The following is a 21,986-nucleotide window of genomic DNA, read 5'->3' on the forward strand; positions in this document are numbered from 1 at the left end:
TATCTACTTTAATATGCAAAATATGTTTAAAGAATTCTAATAAAAAACCACCGAAAAATCGATGGTTCATATCGACCTGTTATTTAAAAATCGCTTTTTCAAGTATTTCAACAATATCTAATGTTTGAACCTCATCCTCAACATCTCTTAATTTAGTGCCGTCACTTAACATCGTGAGGCAATAGGGGCAGCCACTTGAAATAATGGTCGGATTTATTTCAAGTGCTTGATCCGTTCTTGCCACATTAATGCGCGTTCCGTAATCTTCTTCCATCCACATTAAGCCTCCACCTGCTCCACAACACATTCCATCTTCACGATTTCGTTCCATCTCAACGAACTCAATGCCTGAGATCTTCTGTAAAACTTCTCTAGGCGGATCATAAATATCATTATATCGGCCTAAGTAGCAAGAATCATGAAATGTAATTCTTTCACGTACTGGATACTTGGGTATTAATCGCCCTTCTTTTACTAATTGTGATAAGATTTGAGAATGGTGATAAACCTCAATTTCTAAGCCAAAATCAGGATATTCATTTTTTAATGTATTATAGGCATGTGGGTCAATGGTGACAATCCTTTTGGCTCCGCTTTTTGTAATTTCAGCTATATTTTCAATTACGAATTCTTGGAATAAAAATTCATTCCCGAGTCTTCGCGGTGTATCCCCGGAATTCTTTTCACTATTTCCTAAAATGGCAAACGTTACCCCTGCTTCGTTTAGTAATTTCGCAAACGAAAGAGCAATTTTTTGACTGCGATTATCATAAGACCCCATTGAACCTACCCAAAATAAATAGTCAAATTCTTTTCCTTCTTTTTTCCACTCTTTAACCGTCTTTATCAATACATCTTCACGAAGGTTCCGCCAACTTTCACGTTCTTTACGACTAATCCCCCATGGATTACCTTGGCGTTCGATATTTTGCATGGCACGTTGGGCATCTGAACTGACCTTCCCTTCTGTTAAGACAAGGTATCGGCGTAAATCGATAATTTTATCAACATGTTCATTCATAACTGGACATTGATCTTCACAATTACGGCATGTCGTACATGCCCAAATTTCCTCTTCTGTTATAATGTCACCAATTAAATTTCGATCATCATTCATTTGAATTAAACTCATCGCAAGCTGATTTCCCTCTGTATGACGAAAAGCAAGTCGAGGGACCCATGGTGAACGAGAGGTAATAGCTGCTCCTTTTTTTGTTAAATGGTCCCGCATTTTTACGATGAGATCCATTGGAGAAAGTAATTTACCTGTACCCGTAGCAGGACACATACTCGTACAACGTCCACATTCGACACAAGCATATAAATCGATCAGCTGAAGTTGTGTAAAATCTTCCACTTTTCCTACACCATACACTTCTTGGGTTTCATCTTCAAAATTAATAGGTCGTAGTTTCCCTGGCTGATCTAATCGATGATAAAAGACGTTTATTGGAGCTGAAATTAAGTGGGCGTGTTTTGATTGAGGGATATAAACAAGGAAGGATAGCAGGGTAATTAAATGAATCCACCAAGCTAGATAAAAGATAACGATTGATACGTTTGTATTTATTCCACTTAAAAGGATAGCAACTAAGGAGGCAATTGGCTCGCTTATGGACGGCTCATGACCATGCCAGATAATATTCATACTATTACCAATCAAGACAGTGAGCATAAGGATACCAATAAAAATTAAAACAAGCCCTGCTTTAAAGTCACGTTTGAGTCGCCCGAGTTTTTCAATATAGCGGCGATGAAAAGCCATAAATACAGCAATTAGGATCATGAAAGTAATGATTTCTTGGAAAAAGGTGAATCCAGGATATACTGCGCCGAATGGTAAATGAGACCCTGGTACGAGGCCTTTCCAAATAAAGTCAATTGCACCAAATTGTACCAGTATAAATCCATAGAACATCATGAAATGGATCATGCCGCTCTTTTTATCTTTAAATAGTTTCTTTTGTCCAAAGACCATTACCAATATTTTATGAAAACGCTCCTTAAACTTCCGATCGAATTCTACTTGTTTTCCTAATTTAATATATTCATACCGGGTTTTGATTAAATAAGCAAATAAATAAATCGCATAACCCGTAACCAGCAAAAATAGAATTAAATTGGCTAGAAGTAAGATATTCAAAGAAAATCCCCCCTCTTTAGGGTTCTAGGCAATGCCTTACCTGTTAACCTTTCGTATTCGATTTTATTTCTTCAATCAATGCAGGAACAACTTCAAATAAATCTCCTACAATTCCATAATCGGCTACTTCAAAGATGGGCGCGTCAGGGTCTTTATTAATAGCAACAATCTTTTTTGAATTGGACATACCTGCTAGATGCTGTATGGCGCCAGAGATTCCAATTGCAAAATACAAATCAGGTGTAACGACTTTCCCGGTTTGACCAATTTGCAGTGAGTAATCACAATAATCTGCATCACAGGCACCTCGTGAGGCTCCTACTGCTCCGCCCAGCAAGTGTGCTAATTCTTCGAGTATTTTAAAGCCTTCCTTCCCTTTCATTCCACGACCGCCTGATACGATAATTTTCGCTTCAGAAAGATCGACTCCTTTTGCAACTTTTTTTACAATTTCTTTGATTTCCGTTCGAGATGGCGTCAATGTAACAGAGAATTCCTCAATAACTCCATTTTGAGATTCGTCCTTTTCTACTGTTTCAATATTATTAGGACGGATAGTTGCTAATAGAGGTCCAATGATTATTTTCTTTTCAAATGCTTTGCCAGAATATATCGGTCTAGTAAAAACAATTTCCCCATCAAGGATTTCAATTTTTGTTACATCTGACACCAATCCTACATTAAGATTTGCCGCAATTCTTGGCATTAAATCCTTTCCAAGTGCCGTGTGACCCATAATAAAAGCATCCGGTTTTTCTTGATCCAAAATTTGTAGTACCGCTTGCTGATAGATGTCCGTTGTGTAAGCTTTTAATAAGGAGTCCTCAACTTTTATTACTCGGTTCGCCCCATAGTAGATCATCTCATTTGCGGACTCTCCAATATTATTTGAGAAAAGGCATGCAATTACCTCTCCCCCTTCAGCCATTAATTTAGCGGCTCCAAGGGCTTCATAAGATACATGGCGAACCTCCCCATTTCGGCTCTCCCCTAACACAAGTACCTTTTTAGTCATTGTCATCCCTCCTTTAAATCACTTTAGCTTCTGATTTTAATAACGATAATAGATTAGCGGCTTGTTCTTTAACCGTCCCACTTAATAATTTTCCGGCTTGTTTTTCTCGTGGTAAAAAAATGTCAATCGTTTTTGTCTTAGCACTTATTTCGTTCACGTCTAAATCAAGGTCTTCTATTTCTAAAACATCTAATGGTTTCTTTTTTGCTTTCATAATTCCCGGTAATGATGGATAACGTGGTTCATTTAAACCTTGTTGTGCGGTAACTAATAAAGGCAAGGATACCTTGATGATTTCTTGATCACCTTCAACATCACGCACAACGGTTGCGACTCCTTCCTTTATATCTAACTTAGTAATTGTCGTTACCTGAGGAATCCCTAATCGTTCTGCAACTTGTGGTCCAACTTGACCAGACCCCCCATCTACTGCCACATTTCCACTTAAGATAATATCTGGCTCTTGCTTCGATAAATATGTCGCTAGAATGATCGAGATGGAGTTCGCATCTACTTCATCTAACTCTTCAATATCAACTAAAACAGCCTTATCTGCTCCAATGGCAAGAGCCGTTCTTAATTGTTTCTCACTTTCTTGTACACCAACAGTTAGAACTGTAACCTCTCCACCATGTGCCTCTCGAAGTTTAATGGCTTCTTCAATGGCGTATTCATCATAAGGATTAATAATAAATTCAACAGAGTCGTCCTGAATTTCTCCATTTTGGATGATGATTTTCTCCTCTGTATCAAAGGTTCGTTTCATAATGACATAAATTTTCATTAATCCTCTCTCCTTGATTTTTAAATTTGTAATTAGTTGATATGGTTTACTTCTTTAAGCGTTTTCAAAATAGCTATTTAACACTATATTTTATAGAATCTATATTTATTCGAAGTTTAAGTGTATAATGCATTTTTCACAAATATTTCACGATTCCCGGTTAAACGAATAGGGTATGATTACGCAATAATGGAGTAAATGGTGTATGATATAAATATAAAATTACATGTGGTGGATACCTTTATTCTCCACAATAATTTAGAGAAAATGTCCCGCTACTAAAAAATAAATAAGATGGAGGAATGAAGAATGGATCTACTAAAACAATTTTTCACTTTAGGTTTGGGTGCCGCTGTCATCACAAAAGAACAAGTTGAGAAAACAGTCGATACACTTGTTAAAAAAGGTGAAGTTAGTGCAAGCGAGTCCAAAGAACTTGTAAATCAGTGGATTGAAAAAGGAGAACAAGCGAGACAAGAAATGGATGACATTGTAAAAACAAGAATGAACCAAATGTTATCCAATTTAGATTTGGTTACAAAAGAAGAATATCGTGACTTAGAGCGTAGAATTGAAGTTCTTGAAAATCAATTAAATAAACAATAATTCATTGGGTGTTTTAAAAGGGATCTTTTGAAACACCCTTTTTTTGAATCAATTACAAGATCAGTATTTTAGATTTAAATTTGATTTGAAATTTTTCTAAGAAATTCTGTTAAAGCTTTTCCAGGGTCTTCGTTATGACTAACAATTGGGATAATTCCCCTCTCCTTTAAAAGACGTTCCTTAAGGGGGTTTTTCTTCACTAAAAAGATATATGATTTTGGACGAATATGTTCAAGTTCAGAATCCTTCCATTGTCTATGCAATTTATATAGCATATAACGGATATTGATATCAGATAAACTGTAACCAATAAAAAGGATCGATTTTTCTAATGAATCTGACCGTAATTTTATATCTAATGGAGACTCGAAATCAAGTCTTTGGAAAAAACCTGATTCCGTTAACACTAGCGATGAGTCATCATCGAAATCACCGTGAAATTTAATAATTTGGGTTTTATTCATTTCAATTCTAGCAATATCTGCTACATTGGTAATTTTAATGTATTCTTTTTGATAATAATCATATGCATTTTCGAGCCATCGATCAAAATTAGTTGTATATATAATGGGAAAGTCCAATTCAATAATAAGTCTATAAATCTCTGATTTCCCAATTTCAATATCTTTATGATGCCAGAGTCGGTCCATCCAACTTCTAAGTGCCCCCAAGGTACCCTTTTGATGAAAATAATATTCAGCCATGATTAAAAAATCATTGTTGCCCCATGATTTAAATTGTTCTGGCTCATATCCAAGATTTTCCGCCATTTCATCCATCAATTCAGAATAAACAGGGAGCCCTAGATTATTAGAAACGCCGGAACCCACAAATAAAATCACCTGTTTATTAGTAATGGCACTTGCCAGTTCTTGTATCATAAGACCTCCATTTAAAATATCAATCTCCCTTATTTTATCATATGAGATTTTTCTATTGAAAGAACCCTTTCCATCATTGTTACGAATTGTTTACAATTAGATATTTTCGACAAAAAGTATATTTTCTGAATAATTAATAGCGAAATTATACTTGTTTTGTCATCACAGAAGGAATGTGCAAATAAATAGAGAAACAATATAATAAGGAGGGGTTCTATTGAATACAAAGTCTGTAGCGGAGTTGCTTGGCATTTCAACTAGAACAGTTCAAAGATGGGTGAAACAATTAAATTTAGATATGGAGAGAAATGACCTTGGCCATTTTATTTTTACAGAAGAAAATATTGAACAATTAAAACAAGTGAAAAAACAGTTAGATGAAGGAGTATTACTACAGGATATTTCTCTAAAACAACCTACAAGAACTGGTATTGTAAAAATCGAGAAGTCTGAAAAGAATGGAGAGACTGAAAAGTCTGCCCCCATCACAACCCAACTAGAGGAAAAAATCGCAAACTTAGAAGTAAGTCTTAATCAGAAAGCGGATGCAGTCGTATCTTATCAACTTATCCAACATCGTCGTGAAATAGAAGATCTAAAACAACAAATGTCAATTCTGACAGAAAAAATTGCTTATTTAGAGGAATTACATATTAAGGAACAGGAAACTGCGTCTTCTATTGAAGCAGAGCAGTTAAAGGAAAAATTAGCGCCTAGAAGAAAGAAAAGCTTCATAAGAGCGATATTTGGCTTTTAACAAAAACAGCTCACTGATTAGTGCTGTTTTTGTTTTTCAATTCATTTTTCAATTCAAAAGAAGTCATTTAAATAGAAGCGTTAAAAAAAGCGACCAATGGCCGCTTTTTTTAACAAATTATTTACCTAAGATTCATCTGATTCTACATCTTCTACGTTATTATAATTATACTGAGTTCGATCAACAGGGTTAAAGCCTTCTGGTGTATAAAATCTCAATAAATCACCATTAACAACTTTATCAGAGAGTGCTAATTTGTGCTCAGCATTTTCTTGCAATTGTTTCGCTTCATCAAGACGACTTGGGTCTAATTCAAGACCAGTATTACTATCAAGGAATTTACCATCTGAGAAAATAATCGACGGACTTACAAAATCACCATTTCTAAATGGAATGACTTCATCATGATCTTCTGATAATAGATCTGTTCCTAAATGGACATAATTCTTTGATTCAATTCCTAATAAATGTAAGAGAGTTGGTAATACATCAATTTGTCCGGTAACCTCATGATTAACTCCACCCTCAATTCCAGGAACACGAATAAATAAAGGAACGCGTTGTAACTCAACATTTTCAAACGTGTCAATTTCCTTACCTAGAATTTGCTCCATTGCTTTCGTATGATTTTTAGAAATTCCATAATGGTCACCGTACATAACAATAATGGAATTTTCATATAATCCAGATTCTTTCAGGTAAGTAAAGAATTGTTCTAATGCTTCATCCGCATAACGGGCGGTCTGAAAATACGTATCTACAGATTTATCCCCAGTTGTTGCCGGTTCGATCGTTGCTAATTCTTCAGCAAGTGGATATGGATAATGGTTGGTTACGGTAATAAACTTTGTATAAAATGGCTGTGGTAAGGTTTCTAATAACGGGATGGATTGCTCAAAGAATGGCTTATCCATTAAACCGTAATCCGCAAGATCTTCTGGATTCATTTCATAATAACTCGCATCAAAGAAATGATCATAACCAAATGATTTATAAATCTCATTTCGGTTCCAGAAAGTTCCAGTGTTCCCATGAAAAACAGCAGAAGTATAGCCTTGCTGCCCCAATATAGCCGGTGCCGCTTGATACGTATTTAACCCTTTTGTAGTAAAAGCAGAACCTTGTGGGAGTCCATATAATGAATTTTCAATAAGAAATTCAGCATCAGCTGTTTTACCTTGAGCTGTTTGATGATAAAAATTATCAAAATAAAGTGTGTTCTCATCTCTTGTTAGTGAATTTAAAAATGGTGTTACCTCTTCCCCGTTCAATTGATAATTCATTAAGAATGTCTGAATGGATTCTAAATGGAAGAAAATAACGTTCATATCTTTACCAATACCGAAATACTCTGGATTTGGTTCAGCGTAATTGGATTGTGTAAAGTTAATTACTTCAGTTATATCACTACTATCTGCTGTTACCCTTTGGGCCGAAGCCTTTGTGCTTTGTACAGCATCGTAAATTGTATAATTGTACATTCCTAGATACTTTACAATATAATTTCGGTCAAATCCTCTTGTCAATAATTGAGGACGATCTGTTTCTGCTAAAGCAAGATTTAAAAATGAAATACCTAACGCTAAAGAGATTATCGCTGTTGCGGTACGGCGCTTCATATCTTTCATTTCAATTTTTACCTTTTTAGATAAAAGCAAGCAGATTAACAAAATAGTGTCGATGAAAAATAATAAATCATATGGTTGTAACAGTGACGGTATACTACTACTTACATCTCCAAAGTTTTGCGTTTGAAATATGGTCGGTAGTGTAATAAAGTCATTAAAAAACCGATAATAAAGGACATTGGCATATAATAAGAAAGACATTAGAAAATGAATAATCATCAGCCAAGTATATTTTCTACGTCCTTTAAATAAAAATGCAAATCCGAGAAAGAGCAGTGATGACCCTAAAGGATTTAAAAATAATAAAAATTGTTGAAGGGTATTTTCAATCCCTAAATCGAATTGTGATAGTTGAGTTGTGTATGTTTTTATCCAAAGAAAAAATACAGTCAATAAATAAAAACCAATAAATTTATTAAATATATTTCTTCGCTTCATTTCTTGCTTCATTTTTAGTCCCACCTTCTAAAGAACTATTATACATGGTTTCCATTCTTCAGTTCAAATATTTAATCACAATCTTTAAAACTATTAATTAATTTCTTCCAATTCTTCATAATTTTAGTATGCAGATTAACACTGCTTTAGCAGAATCCAATTATACTCCATGGGTTAAAAATGTCAAGTTGATGGAGATGGAAACATCTGTATCGGCTTTATAAAGTTTGTCCCATTTTTTATATTAAAATAAATTATTTAAGTCATGATTCTAGCAATCCTTCTATAATGTAAAATGTAAATTAATTGTAAATGCTTTATTAAGATAAAATGTGGTTATAAAAAATATAATTTTTTTTTACCATCTATGAATATAGAATCTTTTAAAGAAATATAGATTTTATATAAATATGGTGGGTGATGTTATGAATCATGATCATACTAAAGATATCTATTTTCATAATTTAAAAGAACGGAACATGAATTTTGAAGATGTGTTTGATCGGATTATACATTTTATGAAATTGTATCGAAATGGAAACTTTCGTCTTATGATTGGAACAGATTCACAAGTACATGACAGATTTACTGTATTTATAACAGGTATTGTGATTTTGAATGAAGGAAAAGGCGCTTGGGCGTGTATTCGAAAGCTCAAAATTCCTAGACGTATGAAGCACTTACATGAAAGAATTTCAAAAGAAACTTCATTAACAGAAGAAGTTGTCAGCTTATTCGATGAAAACCGAAAAAATATAATGATTGATATTGTACTCCCCTTTATTTATAAAGGGGCAAGCTTCACAATGGAAGGACACTTAGATATTGGATCAGGAAATCGTAATAAAACGAGAATATTTGTAGAAGAAATGGTTTCTCGTATTGAATCGATGGGACTAGAGCCCAAAATTAAACCCGACTCTTTTGTTGCCTCCAGTTATGCGAATCGGTTTACGAAATAATCCCTATATTTTTCCTCAATCGTTCCCATAAATTTCTTATTTCCTCAATTTATACATCTAGAAAAGTGACGTCGAAAACATGATGAAGTTCATTTCTTTAGATGCTGCGAAATTTCAAAAAAGAGCGTATTAAAAATGCGCTCTTTCATGATTTATTCATATAGTCGATCAGGCTGGCTTTCGGTTCACCAAAAATTTCAGCTTCATATCTACGTCCTGTCGGTGTCGCAGCTAAGCCACCTTCACCTGTTTCCCTTAATGTCGTTGGTAGTGTTTGACCAATTGCATACATCGCAGCAATCACTTCGTCGGGAGGAATCCTGCTCTCAATCCCTGCAAGAGCCATATCAGCTGCTGTCAATGCATTAGAGGCACCTAAGGCATTTCTTTTTACACAGGGTACTTCTACTAATCCAGCTACAGGGTCACACACAAGACCAAGCATATTTTTTAATGAAATCGCCAATGCTTCTCCACTTTGTTTTGGTGTTCCACCCGCTAATTCAACAATGGAGGCAGCAGCCATTCCCGCTGCAGAGCCGACTTCTGCTTGACATCCTCCAGCTGCACCTGAAATAAAGGCATTATTGGCAATGACAAAACCAAATGCAGCAGCCGTGAATAAAAATTCAATCATTTCTAGCCGAGTGGGATTTAGCTTATCTTTGACAGCAAATAAAGTACCTGGTACTACACCAGCTGAGCCGGCAGTTGGTGTTGCACAAATGGTTCCCATTGCCGCATTGACTTCATTTGTGGCCATAGCCTTACTCACCGCATCTAAAACTAAATTGCCAGATAAAGCCTTTCCACTTTGCATATAATTTTGTAAGAGGACCGAATCACCACCTGTTAAACCCGTATGTGATTTTACCCCCTTCAATCCTCGCTCCACGGCTTTTTCCATGACCGTTAAATTTTGATCCATTTTATTCATCACTTCTTCACGTGACAAACCCGAAACCTCAATCTCTTGACGGATCATGATTTCCGCTATTTTCACTTCATTTTGTTGGGCTAATGAAACAAGTTCTGCTACGCTTTTAAACATCATTATTTCCTCCTGATGTTGTATTTCATCATTTTAAATTCATTCTAGTTGTTAGTTGACCATGCGAATCACTCTTGTTACATTTTCTAGACCAGTTATTTCCTCTATTACATGATCCTCGATTTTTTCATCTACCTCTATGACCATTAAAGCAGTATTTCCTTTTTCTTTTCTAGAAACTTCCATATGACCGATATTAATTTTATGTTTGGATAAAACGCTAGTTACTGAACTAATAATCCCAAATCGATCATTATGCAGCACAAGAATTGCCCGTTCCCCTGACAATTTAAGCTTAAAGCTATTAAGTTCGGTTATTTCAATGGAACCTCCTCCAATGGAGATACCGATGAGTTCTAATTCATGATCATATTCGTCAAACAAATTAATTTTCACTGTATTGGGATGCTCTGGAACTGCTGTTTCCTCTTGAAAAATGACTTCCATTCCTAACTGCTTAGCGATTTCTAATGAATTTGGGATACGTTCATCAAATGTATCAAAGTCCAATAGTCCTGCTACTAGTGCTAAATCAGTTCCATGTCCTTTATAGGTTTTAGCAAATGATCCATAAAGAGAAATGAGCGCTTTTTTCGGTTGTTTTTCAAATAAAGTTCGAGCAACTCGGCCAATTCGAGCAGCGCCTGCTGTATGTGAACTAGAAGGTCCAATCATTACGGGGCCGATTATATCAAATGCAGATCTATATTTCATGATCGTTCACCTAGTTTCTATTAATGATATTTGTTTTAACTTTTTCTTATATTATATTCAAACAATGGTTGAATTCATGCAGAATTTCAGTGAATTCGGGTAAAGGCAAATAAAGCATAACATATCTATTTTGTGTTTGAAATAATTTTATGGAGTTTCAAAAATTGTTAACAAAAGCATTTTTATTTAACGTATATGGTTTTGAACGACTTACCTAAAATTTACATAGTCTGTTACAGCTTTGGTAAAAATAGTTGATGGAATAGAACAAAAAAATCGAGGTGGCAAAATGAAGGAATTACTACAACAAGCAAAAAAAGAATTAGAAAAATCTTATGATCACCCGGATTCAACAAATTTAGATCGTAGTATAGAGATTTTGCAACAAGCATTAGAAAGTGATGGAGATAAAGGTACAATGATTGAGGACGTGATTACCTCATTAACCCAGGCGAAAAATGCCAAAGTTCAATTACAGCAAGCTGGAGATGTTTCTTCGTCAGCAGCCTTTGGTCAAGCCTTCAATGCACTAGAACAAGCTATTGAATCTTATGAATAAGAAATCTCTGTTTTTCCAACTTTAATAATACTGAGACTTCTTTTCGCATGTTATTTCTCCTTCTTGTCGAATATTGTCAATTTAATCTTTTTTAACACTATAAAATTGGAAAGTATTATGTGTGAATAAAGGATTTTTCATATGTGATGGAGAAATTGGTTAAGAGGCAAATATAAGAGAGCTAATAATGAAGGATATTAATTGAAACTCATCTTCTTTTATCTCACACAGAAATAAAAATAAACCGTACAGTATACGCTGTACGGTTTTTATAAGTTGTTAATAGCCTTTAGAATAATCAACTATATTAATGGATGGTGTTTCTCCTTTTAAATATTGTTTCAAGTTAGGAATAAAGATATCTTCTACAACTCGTTGATCATAATATTCGGTTGAGCCAGCTGTATGCGGGGTAATGATTACATTTTCCATTTCCCATAACGGACTATCTGTATTTAACGGTTCTTGTTCAAACACATCTAACCCTGCCCCAGCAATAGTTCCCTCTTCTAAGGCTTTTACTAACTCTGCTTCATTAACGAGTGAGCCACGACCAATGTTAATAAAGTATGCTGATGGTTTCATTCTATTAAATTGATCACGATCAAAAAAATGATAGGTTTCATTTGTTAAAGGCAATGTAACAACAACAAAATCGCACTTAGGTAAAATGGTGTTTAATTGAGCAGGTGTATACATTTCATCGACGTACTGAATTGGTTCTCCAGAATGTCTAACCCCAAGCACTTTCATACCAAAGGCCTTTGCGATTTTTGCCGTTTCTTTTCCAATTGCACCAACTCCGATAATTCCTATCGTTTTCTCGTGTATTTCTTGTTTGATATCACCATGGTTCCATACTTTTTTCTGTTGGTTTTTAACATATGTAGGAATCTTTCGGGTTAGACCTAATAAATAAGCGAAAATCGTTTCAGAAATCGGATAGGCATGGACCCCATTTGCGCTCGTTAAAAGAATCTGATTTATCGTAAACTGATCTAACGGATATTGATTGACCCCTGCACTAAAGGTTTGAACCCATTTTAGTTGGGAGTAATGATTGAAAGAAATTTGAAAGCCTCCGACGATCTCAGCCTCATGTATATGAGGTCCCCACACTTCTTTATCTTTTCCCACAATTATTTCCCAATCGGGTGCAACCACTTTTATTTTGTTCATTAAGTCTGGATGTAGATTTTTAGTTATTACGATTTTTCTATTAGTCATCCTCTTCCTCCCTCATCTTCATTACCTAATCTCATTATACATTTTTCTGAAGATTCTTTCTAAGGAAAAGAATAAGTAGCAATGACATTAAGATTCTATCGAATAAACTAAGTCTCTCGTTTTTTCCATGTAGTTCATGGCTGAATTTAAATGTTGATCTGCTTTTGCTAATAATTCATTTGCATCGTCCATTGCAAGGCGATCATCTACTTGTTGAGTTAGTATTCTTTTGATCAATTCGTCACGTTCGATATAATTCTCTAAACTTAGAAGGAATTGTGTTCTTGAAGCAGACATAAATTGTCCAACAGATTTAGGTATTTCATAAACATATGGGGAGGTTTTGATATGTTCAGAAGCTTTCTTCGTTAATCGGATTCCATTGTCCATATTTCTTAAATAGGCTTCGACATCTAAATTTTTATTAATGGAATCTCTTATTGCTTTATTTTGATTATATTGTTCTACATAATTATTATAAATGGTTAATAAGTAGGCAAAATAATCATCCACTTTTAGCCTTAACTCCTCAGAAAATTCCGTTTTTCTATGATGCTTTGTTGCATCGTTTTTATTAAACAAACGTTTGAATAAATTCATTTGAATTTCCTCCTTTCCTATGATATTAGTCTTCCTACTAATTTTAATATTTCGACAACCTTTTTGGAAAATCCTGTACATTTATTGCTTGATTTGCGGAAAAAATACACAAAAATCGCACAATTGTGTGAACATAATTGTGCGATCGCGTTGATTATCTATCTTTTTGCTTAAATGTTTTACAACATGTTTCTGAGGATTGATTAGCTTCCTCTTTTCGAGACTGCAATCCAAACTCCTCAGAAAACTCTGTATCATAATTTGATGTATAGTCCATGTCAATTGTAATTTTATCTGCCCCGCATACATTGCCTTTTGCATGGAATACACAATTAGCAACCGTACATTTTACTTCAACATTAGGCATTATAGATTCATCTCCCTTTTTTCTAATGAATCAATTGTAGTTTGCGCATTATGTCTTCCTTTATAATGGATTAGCAGAAGTAATCTTTAGGTGAACGTGCTAAATAAAGGGATTTTTTTAAAAAACATGATTTGCATAAAAGAAAAGATGCCCGTTAGGTGGCATCTTTAAATAAAATTTAAATGGCTGTTACAAATTCGTCCGTTTTTTCTTTCGCATAGTTAAAAGCATCAATCTCTGTGATACGTTCTTTATAGGGTAATTTCTTATCACTTTCAAAATAATGGCGGAAAATCGGATTGTGGTCTTGCATAACATGACGGAATTCATGAAACAGTGTTTCAATCAAAGGAAGATACTCATCATAACGGAAAATAAAAATAAGCCCTAATTCTCTCCAATAGATCCCTGATTCAAACCGTAAATACTCATCTTCTTCATCGCCCATCGCGCTTATGATTTTGTTTGCATCAAGTGTAGAACAAAAAATAACGGGTGTTTGATAAAAAATATCAAGATGTTTAGAAATGGTTTTATACAGAGCTTGAACATTCCATTCAAATTCATCGTCTAGTACATACCAGTTTTTATATTGTTGAAATATCGTATGTTTCTGAAGCGCTTTCTTTAGTTTCATTTGCATTCACCACTTTTCGTCTTAATTAATTCTTATAGGTATTGACCAAAAAGAAATCAATTATACGGTTTTGTGAGAATCTATCTTTGGTTGATTTTCGTCTACAAGATCGCGATATTTGTCGAAATTTGCCAACTAACAGTCATAAAGTTATTATACAAAAATAATTACCGCAGAACAATGTCGAATTATGTTAAAATTATACTTTTATTAAAAAACTTTATTTATTATATGATAAGGAATCGTAAAATTATGAAAAAAAGAAGCTAAATTTCCGTAAAATGGAAATTTAGCTTCTTAAGTAAGCATAATTAACGGGGAAAAAACATATATGAATTCGAATTGCTTATACGCCTGTATTAAAAATAATCTGAGAAGTAAGGAGTTTGACGTTCAATAAGGTTTTCCAAGCGTTCGACAGTTTCCTTATCAGCCTTAAGACGACCAATGTCGGCTAAATAGGAGGGTCTTTTATAGCTCAATAACATGGTTGTTAAGGTTTGAATATCCAGGGAAGCAATTGGCTTTTTTTCAGAATGAACGAGTTCACCATGACCTGCTGATGAAACTTGGAGGGTAAAAACACCATGATTCCAATCTAAAATGGGATCATTAAGTTCCAATGTTATTGTCGTTTCCTCTTCAAATTTTTTAAAAGGAAATTGGGCGATGAATTGTTGTGCATCTACAATCCGAGCCATATAATAAGGGGAAATGGTTTCCTTAATATCACCATCATCTAACCAAAAAGCTAGTGGTTCATCCATGTACGTGCTGCCAACTACCTTAGATACCATGGAAAAATGCGCACTTACAAAATTCCAGAGTCCATTTCGCGCCTCTTGATTATTGTAAACCATTTCTTTAATATGAAGAACATCATCAGAAATCCAATATAAGAGGTAGCCTTGAGGTTCTCGAGTTTGGTCATAGTATACAGCAGCAGTTATATCGTCTAAATCCCATCTCCAGTACTCATCCCATGCAAGATCATTTCGAATCATTGCTGCGTGTTTTTTACTGGAAAATATTTGATAAACGTATTTAATATCTAGATGCTCTACATCTACACGTTCCACGTAACCTGATACTTGTTTGGGCTTTGGTAGTTGGTAATCCCGGACCTCAAATGTCATTTTATCTGAGATAATCTCCCAGCCTCTGCGACGATAATAAGGAAACGAATAAGGATATAAATAGGAAATTGTTTGTTTTCTTTCTCTCATTTCCCAAAGTGCTTGTCTCATTAGTTTATTCATAAGCCCCATGTTTGCATATTCAGGATATGTTCCGACACCTGTTAATCCACCCATATCAAAAATGCGACCAAAAATATTTACTTTAAAAGGATATACGGCCACTTGAGATATTAATTTGTCCCCATCAAACCAACCTAGAACATCTGCCTGTTCGAGTACAGGAAGTTTTGCCATAGCGATTTCCCGTTCTTTCCAACCGACCATTAGCAATTCTTTATTCGTTACTTGAAATACATATCGTAATAACTGATTGAACTGGTGTAAATGATGCGGTTCTACCTTCCCCATTTTGAGTCTATCTAAACGACTCATACTTATTACCTCCATCTCTTTTCATCCACATCTTCATTATATTAAACTTCCTAGCACTTCATCCAATTTTTAATCGAAAATTATCGTGATCTTCATTTTCTTCTTTTTCCGATCCAAACACCAGTCAAAAAGATTAACAAGGTATAACCAAATACGAGTAAAATGGGCGACAATATTTGTTTATATTCTTTCCATATGGCTTGGTAATAACGTATTAATGCATTTTCTGTGATTAAATAATAATGAAACACAACCATTCCTACTAAAAACAACAGGATCGAAAAACGAAATAATTGAGACCATTTCATTTCAATCCGTCTTCGTTTCTTTCTCGGTACCCTTTTATCTTCCGTACTTATTGTGGCTTCATTTGCCTGAAGTATTTTACTTTTTGGCATTTTAGGCTCCTTCGTTCATTATTTTGAATTTTTCATAATAATACTTTTCACTAAGCAAAACGTTTTTTCCTGCTAAATAGGAAAAAGACCGTAAATTATTAGATTACAAAAAAATACCAGGTGACAGGCACCTGGTATTTTCCTTTATTTAGATGTTACAGCTTTTGCTTCTTTTTGTTGCATTAATTTGAGAAGATCTAGGAAATTGTCATCTCTTGTACGGATAGCTTCTTCTCCGTTATCATCATAAGTGTAAAATCCTTTGTTCGAGCGAATTCCTAATTCTTCTTTTTCAACCATTTCATTTAAGAAGGATGGAACTTCTCTTGTGTTAGACAAGTCTTTCATAATGTTTCCAACCATTGCTTTTGTTGTATGTAGACCAGCCAAATCTTGGCTTTCTAACGGTCCACAGAATGCCCATTTAAAGCCCATACTTCCTCTTACTGCTATATCAATATCTTCTGCCGTACAAATACCTTGTTCAATTAAGTTGAAGCATTCGCGTAAAAAGGCAACTTGAACACGGTTCACAATAAAGCCAGTGATTTCTTTCTGTAAGACAACAGGAGATTTTCCAATTTCCTTCATTAAATCATAAGTTAGTTGAACAATGTTCTCATCCGTTTTTTCAAACTTTACAATTTCAACGATTGGCACAATTTGTGGTGGATTAAAATAGTGAGTAATGATAAATCTTTCCGGATGTTTTGCCTTTTGAGTTAATTCTGCTAAAGGAAAAGTAGAAGTATTTGAAGCAATAATCGTTTTCTCAGATACAACGCTTTCAATAATTTCATAAGTTTCAAGCTTCGTTTCAAGAACTTCCGGAATGGATTCAAGGATAAACTCAGCGCCGTCAATTGCTTCACGTAAATCTGTTGTATAGGCAATGTTTGCTAAGGTTTGATCCATTTTCTCTTGAGTGAGCATTTCTTTTTCAACCATAATTTGTAAACTATTTGTAATAAGCTCTCTAGCATGCTCTAAAGATGTTTCACGTCTAGCTTGGATTTTTACCTTTTTACCTGCTTGGGCAAATAATTGTGCAGCCCCGTGTCCCATAATTCCTGCACCAAGTACTGTAATATTTTGCATTGTAATACCCCTTTTCATAATGTGTTTGTCATATGTTCCATATAATAAGGATACATGATGTTTTTATAATATTTATTTTTTTCAGTATAACATTTTCCTTTTGAAAAGATTGTAATTTAGGTTACAATCTAATTAAGGAGTTGAAAAATATGAGTCAAACGGACGTGTTAGAAAAGGTGTCGAATGATTCCAAATTATATAGTGCCTTTAAAGAAATCGGTACCCTTCAACGATATAGAAAAGATGAGATCATTTATTTACAGGATGATGAGGCGCAGAATTTTTATTTGTTAAAATCAGGCAGGGTTAAATTGTTCTTAACATCCGCGAACGGCATGGAACTTACCGTCAAGATATTAGGGACTCATCACATATTTGGAGATGCTTCCTATTTTAGTAAGAGCCCTAGATTAACTTCTGCTACTGCACTAACCGATATCGAGGTCCTTTCCGTAGAATTAAAGAACTTACTTCCGTTATTATCAAAGAATCCTTGTTTAATAGCTGAACTCTTGGATATCTTATCACAGACGATCCGCGTACTCTCCACCCAAATGTATAGCATGGCTTTTTTATCGGCTGAAAAAAAAGTTGCTCATATTTTAGTCCAATTAGGTAGTTTTGTAATGGATATCGGTTCAAATGACAAATATACAATTGAATATACTCATCAAGATTTAGCGGAACTAGTAGGACTTGCTAGGGTCACGACAACAAAGGAGTTAAAAAAGTTTGAGAAACAAGGTTGGATTGAGTTAGATTACCGAAAAATTCATATTCTTGATGAGGAATCCTTGAAGAGGTTTCTACTTTCATAGAAATCAGTGAAAGCTGGATACACGAATAACTTGGGTCAAGCTTTCCCTGAAAATATAAAGAAGCAAATTACATCAGTATAAAAGACAATGCTCGTTTGCTTGAGCAAATTAGCATTGTCCTAACATTTGTTCACATATCATTCTAGAATTTAATCGAGCGGCAATGTATGGAGGTTGTATCCCTCTTACACCTTCTAACGGCAAACCTAGCCAAATGATTTGCGTATCAATGATGACAAATGGATAAGGAAAATTTTTCTCGATCCACTGCGTTGCCTGTAGATCCGACCATCTTTCCTCTGAAATGATGGTTAATTTTACCCCATTCCTTCTATTTAATAGCGCTGCATTCCATTCTTCTGATAACGTCATAGCTGAAGGCAAGGAGATCGTAATCGAAGTTCGGGCTATTTCGATGTCGTGGAAAACAGGTTCTAACTTTCTGGCATAAATCCATTGTAAATCAGGGTGTTGATGTTGAATCCATGAGCCAACGTCCTGGTTTGTGATTCTTTGTTGATGTTTAACTTGATGTTCGACAAGCTGCCTTAGCGTTTTTCCACGGTAAATATTCTGACGAATAAATTCAAGATTACTGATATGCAGGAATTTCCCCTTAGTTCTTGTAATCGCAACATTAATTAACCGTTCACTATTTTTACCAGTCAATAACATCCCAGCACGCTGTTGAGGTTCACTATCAACTGTATCAAAAATCATTACGTCCCGCTCACTTCCTTGAAATTTGTGGACAGTAGCGGCAATTATATCCCCTGCCATTTTTTCCACCTTGTATATGTCTTCAAGAAGAATGTTCATTAAATTTGCCTGTGCTCGATACGGAGTTACATATCCAATTGACATTGCTCCTGTTGAATAGGCTTCATGGATAAGTTGAAAAGAGAGCAATAGCTGCCATAAATTAAATCTTGAATTAGATCTTTTATCATTGATACAGTACATACCTGAAAAGCTTGTATCAACCAGTACGGATGCACGTCCTGGAAATGGAGCTTTATCTACAATTTTATTTCTACTCTTCCGAACGCTTTCATGATCTCCCACTAAATTTTGATAAATATATTGATTGGTAAAAGAAGAAATTCCTGGATGCATCCTCCTTTGTTCTTTTAACATAAAAAGGTGTGGATGAAGACGGTCAGGGTTTAATGAATCAACTACGCTTGTTCTGTGAAAAATATCTTCTTTCATCCACTTCTCGACTAATGGATCTCGACTAGAAGCTATCGGAGGTAATTGTTTGAAATCACCACAAATAATCAACCTTTTCCCTAAAGAAGCTGCAAGGGCTGCCTGAGGAACATAAGCCATGCTGGCTTCATCAAGGATGACAAGATCAAATTCCTGTTCGAAAACAGCAGGATCAATTGCTGCCTTTGCAAGTGTAGTTCCTACGATATAGGCTTCTTTTAAAAATTGCAGTTCTTTCTGACGAACTTTTGCTAGAACTTTTGCAATCTTGCTTTCAAGGTCTAATAAATCCTTTGAATCCCTTGTGCTGAAGGAACGAGCGAGATCTTGTTTTAATAAGCGACGTTCTTCAAATAATTTGTTTCTATCATCAGCAAGTAGTGGATCCTGTTTTTCAATGAGTTGACTTGTCGTAATTCCATTTTCATTAGAGAGTCTTTCCCCTGTAATAGCTCCATAGCGAAGGATATCGCCCACTTTAAAGCGATTTTTTCTTTTAACAAAAGAAGTTATTTCTGTAATCAAAACATCCACAGCCTGATTACTATGTGATAAAACTAATACCCGTTTTTCTTTAAAGTATTTATGGGCCGCTACTCTTGCCAATGTGTAAGTTTTCCCAGTTCCAGGTGGTCCCCATACAAAGGTCACAGGATTGTATTTGGATCGCAAAACCAATTCATGAATGTTCCCCTTAATTTTTTCAACTGGATGTTTTGTTTCCATTGTAGGATTCATTAATCGTTTAACACGAGCTAGTTTTCGTTTACTTTTTTTCATTTCATCAAATCGATCGATTAATTGCTGCAATAACTCCCATGGATCATGAAATAAAAAGGCCTCTGAAATTAGATCACCAAGTGAATCATCCAAGCCTAATATAATCCCGTTTCCTTCAGATGAGAGGACTCGTCCGTTTGTTGTCATTCCTCCCCATTCCAATTTAACGGTAGATCCAACAGGAATACCCAAGGGCATACTTGTATCAAAATAATAGGGATAGGGATTTTCAGTCGATAATTGTCTTCCGTTACTTACGACAAAGCGATTTCCACCAAATTTTTTCAAATGGTTTATTTCCTTTTGTAAAGCCTGCTGCCATTCTTTTATATACACTTTCGTTGTTGTCATTTTTACTCCTTTATTTCCAACTAAGACTCATTACATCATTATAAATCAAAAAGACTCAAATCCAAATATTCTTAGGATTTGAGTCTTTAAAATGTAATGAACTTATTTCCTTTTTAACATTTCAAAAACTTGCTGTACATCTTTATCCCCACGTCCAGATAGATTAACAATAATAATATCGTCTTTTGTTAATTCCTTTGCAAGTTTCATCGCATATGCTACAGCATGCGAGCTTTCAAGAGCAGGAATAATTCCTTCTAGTTGAGATAATGTTTGAAAAGCCTCTAATGCTTCTTGTCCTGTTAGAGGTACATATTCGCCTCTGCCACTATCTCTTAAATAGCTGTGTTCTGGTCCAACGCTTTGGTAATCTAAACCCGCAGCAATTGAGTGAGTTGGGAGTGGGTTCCCTTCCTCATCTTGTAATACATAGCTTTTAAATCCATGAAGCACTGCTTGTACGCCTTTGGTTAAAGAAGCTGCTTCTGCTGGTTCGACACCAATTAGACGAACATTAGGTTCATCGATATAGTGAGCGAATGCACCAATTGCGTTACTTCCGCCCCCTACACATGCAACTACCGCTGTTGGTAGTTTTCCTTCTTTTTCAAGAATTTGTCTTTTCGATTCTTTACTAATGATGGCTTGGAATTCTTTAATCATCTGTGGATATGGATGTGGACCTACTGCAGATCCGATCAAATAAAAGGTATTTTCATAGTTTTCCATTAAATCATTTAACGCCTCATCAACAGCTTCCTTCAAGTGACCTTCACCTTTGTCAACTGCAACCACTTTAGCTCCAAGCAATTCCATACGGAAGACATTTAGTGCTTGTCTTTCTGTATCCTTTTTCCCCATATAAATAACACATTCCATACCAAATAGAGCACATGCAGTAGCGGTTGCCACTCCATGTTGTCCTGCACCTGTTTCAGCAATAATTCTATTAATTCCCATTTTCTTAGCTAATAAAATTTGTCCTAACACATTATTAATTTTATGAGCTCCTGTATGGTTTAAATCTTCACGTTTTAAGTAGATTTTTGCTCCACCTAATTTGTTCGTTAAATTTTCAGCATAGGTCAATGGATTTTCACGACCCACATATTCTTTTAAATAATACTCATATTCTTTAAGAAATTCAGGATCGTTTTTATAACGTAAAAATGCTTCTTCAATATGATCCATAGCTTTTTGGAGCTGTTCAGGTATGAAACTTCCTCCAAAATCACCGAAATAGCCTTTATTTTCGCTGTTCAATTCAATACTCGTCATCTCTCATCTAACTCCTCTAACTAAAATTATCCTCAAAAATAAGGTTAAGAGTAGTATAACAAATTTAAAACAAATTTTAATACTAAAACATACGAGTCTCTAGAAAAATAA

The 21,986-nt window shown here is 34.9% G+C and carries 21 protein-coding genes; 5 read left to right on the plus strand and 16 right to left on the minus strand.

Translation table 11 applies throughout. From position 1 onward, the window contains the following. Nucleotides 1-79: 79 nt before the first annotated feature. From Q5760_RS13870 to Q5760_RS13880, 3 genes are read right to left on the minus strand one after another with little or no spacing between them, the layout of a single operon-like run. Nucleotides 80-2,143, minus strand: coding sequence for a heterodisulfide reductase-related iron-sulfur binding cluster (locus Q5760_RS13870; RefSeq protein ID WP_428908232.1), 2,064 nt, complete (start codon nt 2,141-2,143; stop codon nt 80-82). 43 nt (nt 2,144-2,186) lie between these two features. Beyond that, complete coding sequence (locus Q5760_RS13875; protein ID WP_428908233.1) at nt 2,187-3,158, minus strand: electron transfer flavoprotein subunit alpha/FixB family protein; 972 nt, start codon at nt 3,156-3,158, stop codon at nt 2,187-2,189. Between the two features lie 13 nt (nt 3,159-3,171). Next, nucleotides 3,172-3,942, minus strand: coding sequence for an electron transfer flavoprotein subunit beta/FixA family protein (locus Q5760_RS13880; RefSeq protein ID WP_428908234.1), 771 nt, complete (start codon nt 3,940-3,942; stop codon nt 3,172-3,174). Between the two features lie 309 nt (nt 3,943-4,251). Here Q5760_RS13880 and Q5760_RS13885 point away from each other — a divergent pair, with 309 nt between their 5' ends. After that, complete coding sequence (locus Q5760_RS13885; protein WP_428908235.1) at nt 4,252-4,548, plus strand: phasin family protein; 297 nt, start codon at nt 4,252-4,254, stop codon at nt 4,546-4,548. Between the two features lie 74 nt (nt 4,549-4,622). On the opposite strand, the gene Q5760_RS13890 is transcribed toward Q5760_RS13885, so the two are convergent. Then, nucleotides 4,623-5,429 carry an SIR2 family protein gene (locus tag Q5760_RS13890; RefSeq protein ID WP_428908236.1) on the minus strand — a complete coding sequence of 269 codons (807 nt, stop codon included), beginning with the start codon at nt 5,427-5,429 and terminating at the stop codon, nt 4,623-4,625. A gap of 217 nt (nt 5,430-5,646) precedes the next feature. On the opposite strand from Q5760_RS13890, the gene Q5760_RS13895 reads away from it, so the two are divergent. Continuing rightward, complete coding sequence (locus Q5760_RS13895) at nt 5,647-6,186, plus strand: MerR family transcriptional regulator (RefSeq protein WP_428908237.1); 540 nt, start codon at nt 5,647-5,649, stop codon at nt 6,184-6,186. A 125-nt stretch (nt 6,187-6,311) separates the two neighbouring features. Here Q5760_RS13895 and Q5760_RS13900 read toward each other — a convergent pair whose 3' ends face one another. Continuing rightward, nucleotides 6,312-8,264 carry an LTA synthase family protein gene (locus Q5760_RS13900; RefSeq protein WP_428908238.1) on the minus strand — a complete coding sequence of 651 codons (1,953 nt, stop codon included), beginning with the start codon at nt 8,262-8,264 and terminating at the stop codon, nt 6,312-6,314. A 413-nt stretch (nt 8,265-8,677) separates the two neighbouring features. Here Q5760_RS13900 and Q5760_RS13905 point away from each other — a divergent pair, with 413 nt between their 5' ends. Next, nucleotides 8,678-9,214 (plus strand): ribonuclease H-like YkuK family protein, encoded by a 537-nt coding sequence (locus Q5760_RS13905; protein WP_428908239.1) that lies wholly within the window; start codon nt 8,678-8,680, stop codon nt 9,212-9,214. A gap of 145 nt (nt 9,215-9,359) precedes the next feature. Here Q5760_RS13905 and sdaAA read toward each other — a convergent pair whose 3' ends face one another. Next, nucleotides 9,360-10,265, minus strand: coding sequence for an L-serine ammonia-lyase, iron-sulfur-dependent, subunit alpha (gene sdaAA / locus Q5760_RS13910; RefSeq protein WP_428908240.1), 906 nt, complete (start codon nt 10,263-10,265; stop codon nt 9,360-9,362). Between the two features lie 51 nt (nt 10,266-10,316). Then, the gene (gene sdaAB / locus Q5760_RS13915) at nt 10,317-10,979 is read right to left on the minus strand and encodes an L-serine ammonia-lyase, iron-sulfur-dependent subunit beta (RefSeq protein ID WP_428908241.1); all 663 of its coding nucleotides are present in this window, start codon (nt 10,977-10,979) and stop codon (nt 10,317-10,319) included. Between the two features lie 241 nt (nt 10,980-11,220). Here sdaAB and Q5760_RS13920 point away from each other — a divergent pair, with 241 nt between their 5' ends. Beyond that, the gene (locus tag Q5760_RS13920) at nt 11,221-11,538 is read left to right on the plus strand and encodes a hypothetical protein (RefSeq protein WP_428908242.1); all 318 of its coding nucleotides are present in this window, start codon (nt 11,221-11,223) and stop codon (nt 11,536-11,538) included. A 279-nt stretch (nt 11,539-11,817) separates the two neighbouring features. Here the strand turns inward: Q5760_RS13920 and Q5760_RS13925 are convergent, their stop codons facing one another. From Q5760_RS13925 to Q5760_RS13955, 7 genes are all read right to left on the minus strand, one after another. After that, nucleotides 11,818-12,765 (minus strand): D-2-hydroxyacid dehydrogenase, encoded by a 948-nt coding sequence (locus Q5760_RS13925; protein ID WP_428908243.1) that lies wholly within the window; start codon nt 12,763-12,765, stop codon nt 11,818-11,820. 87 nt (nt 12,766-12,852) lie between these two features. Further along, nucleotides 12,853-13,365, minus strand: coding sequence for a hypothetical protein (locus Q5760_RS13930; RefSeq protein WP_428908244.1), 513 nt, complete (start codon nt 13,363-13,365; stop codon nt 12,853-12,855). A gap of 154 nt (nt 13,366-13,519) precedes the next feature. Next, a complete protein-coding gene (locus Q5760_RS13935) occupies nt 13,520-13,732 on the minus strand; it encodes a DUF1540 domain-containing protein (protein WP_428908245.1) in 213 nt (70 codons plus the stop codon). 178 nt (nt 13,733-13,910) lie between these two features. Continuing rightward, a complete protein-coding gene (locus Q5760_RS13940; RefSeq protein WP_428908246.1) occupies nt 13,911-14,369 on the minus strand; it encodes a DUF3920 family protein in 459 nt (152 codons plus the stop codon). A 359-nt stretch (nt 14,370-14,728) separates the two neighbouring features. Next, complete coding sequence (locus Q5760_RS13945; protein WP_428908247.1) at nt 14,729-15,940, minus strand: GNAT family N-acetyltransferase; 1,212 nt, start codon at nt 15,938-15,940, stop codon at nt 14,729-14,731. A 92-nt stretch (nt 15,941-16,032) separates the two neighbouring features. Continuing rightward, complete coding sequence (locus tag Q5760_RS13950; RefSeq protein WP_428908248.1) at nt 16,033-16,338, minus strand: hypothetical protein; 306 nt, start codon at nt 16,336-16,338, stop codon at nt 16,033-16,035. Between the two features lie 144 nt (nt 16,339-16,482). After that, the gene (locus tag Q5760_RS13955) at nt 16,483-17,436 is read right to left on the minus strand and encodes a 3-hydroxyacyl-CoA dehydrogenase family protein (protein ID WP_428908249.1); all 954 of its coding nucleotides are present in this window, start codon (nt 17,434-17,436) and stop codon (nt 16,483-16,485) included. A gap of 149 nt (nt 17,437-17,585) precedes the next feature. On the opposite strand from Q5760_RS13955, the gene Q5760_RS13960 reads away from it, so the two are divergent. Beyond that, complete coding sequence (locus tag Q5760_RS13960; protein ID WP_428908250.1) at nt 17,586-18,254, plus strand: Crp/Fnr family transcriptional regulator; 669 nt, start codon at nt 17,586-17,588, stop codon at nt 18,252-18,254. Between the two features lie 108 nt (nt 18,255-18,362). Here Q5760_RS13960 and Q5760_RS13965 read toward each other — a convergent pair whose 3' ends face one another. Continuing rightward, nucleotides 18,363-20,597 (minus strand): AAA domain-containing protein, encoded by a 2,235-nt coding sequence (locus tag Q5760_RS13965; RefSeq protein ID WP_428908251.1) that lies wholly within the window; start codon nt 20,595-20,597, stop codon nt 18,363-18,365. 102 nt (nt 20,598-20,699) lie between these two features. After that, nucleotides 20,700-21,875: a tryptophan synthase subunit beta gene (gene trpB, locus Q5760_RS13970; RefSeq protein WP_428908252.1), complete on the minus strand. Its 1,176-nt coding sequence runs from the start codon at nt 21,873-21,875 to the stop codon at nt 20,700-20,702. Between the last annotated feature and the right edge of the window lie 111 nt (nt 21,876-21,986).

The sequence above is a fragment of the Niallia sp. Kr1 genome, from assembly GCF_050389805.1.
Lineage (GTDB): Bacteria > Bacillota > Bacilli > Bacillales > Cytobacillaceae > Bacillus_BD.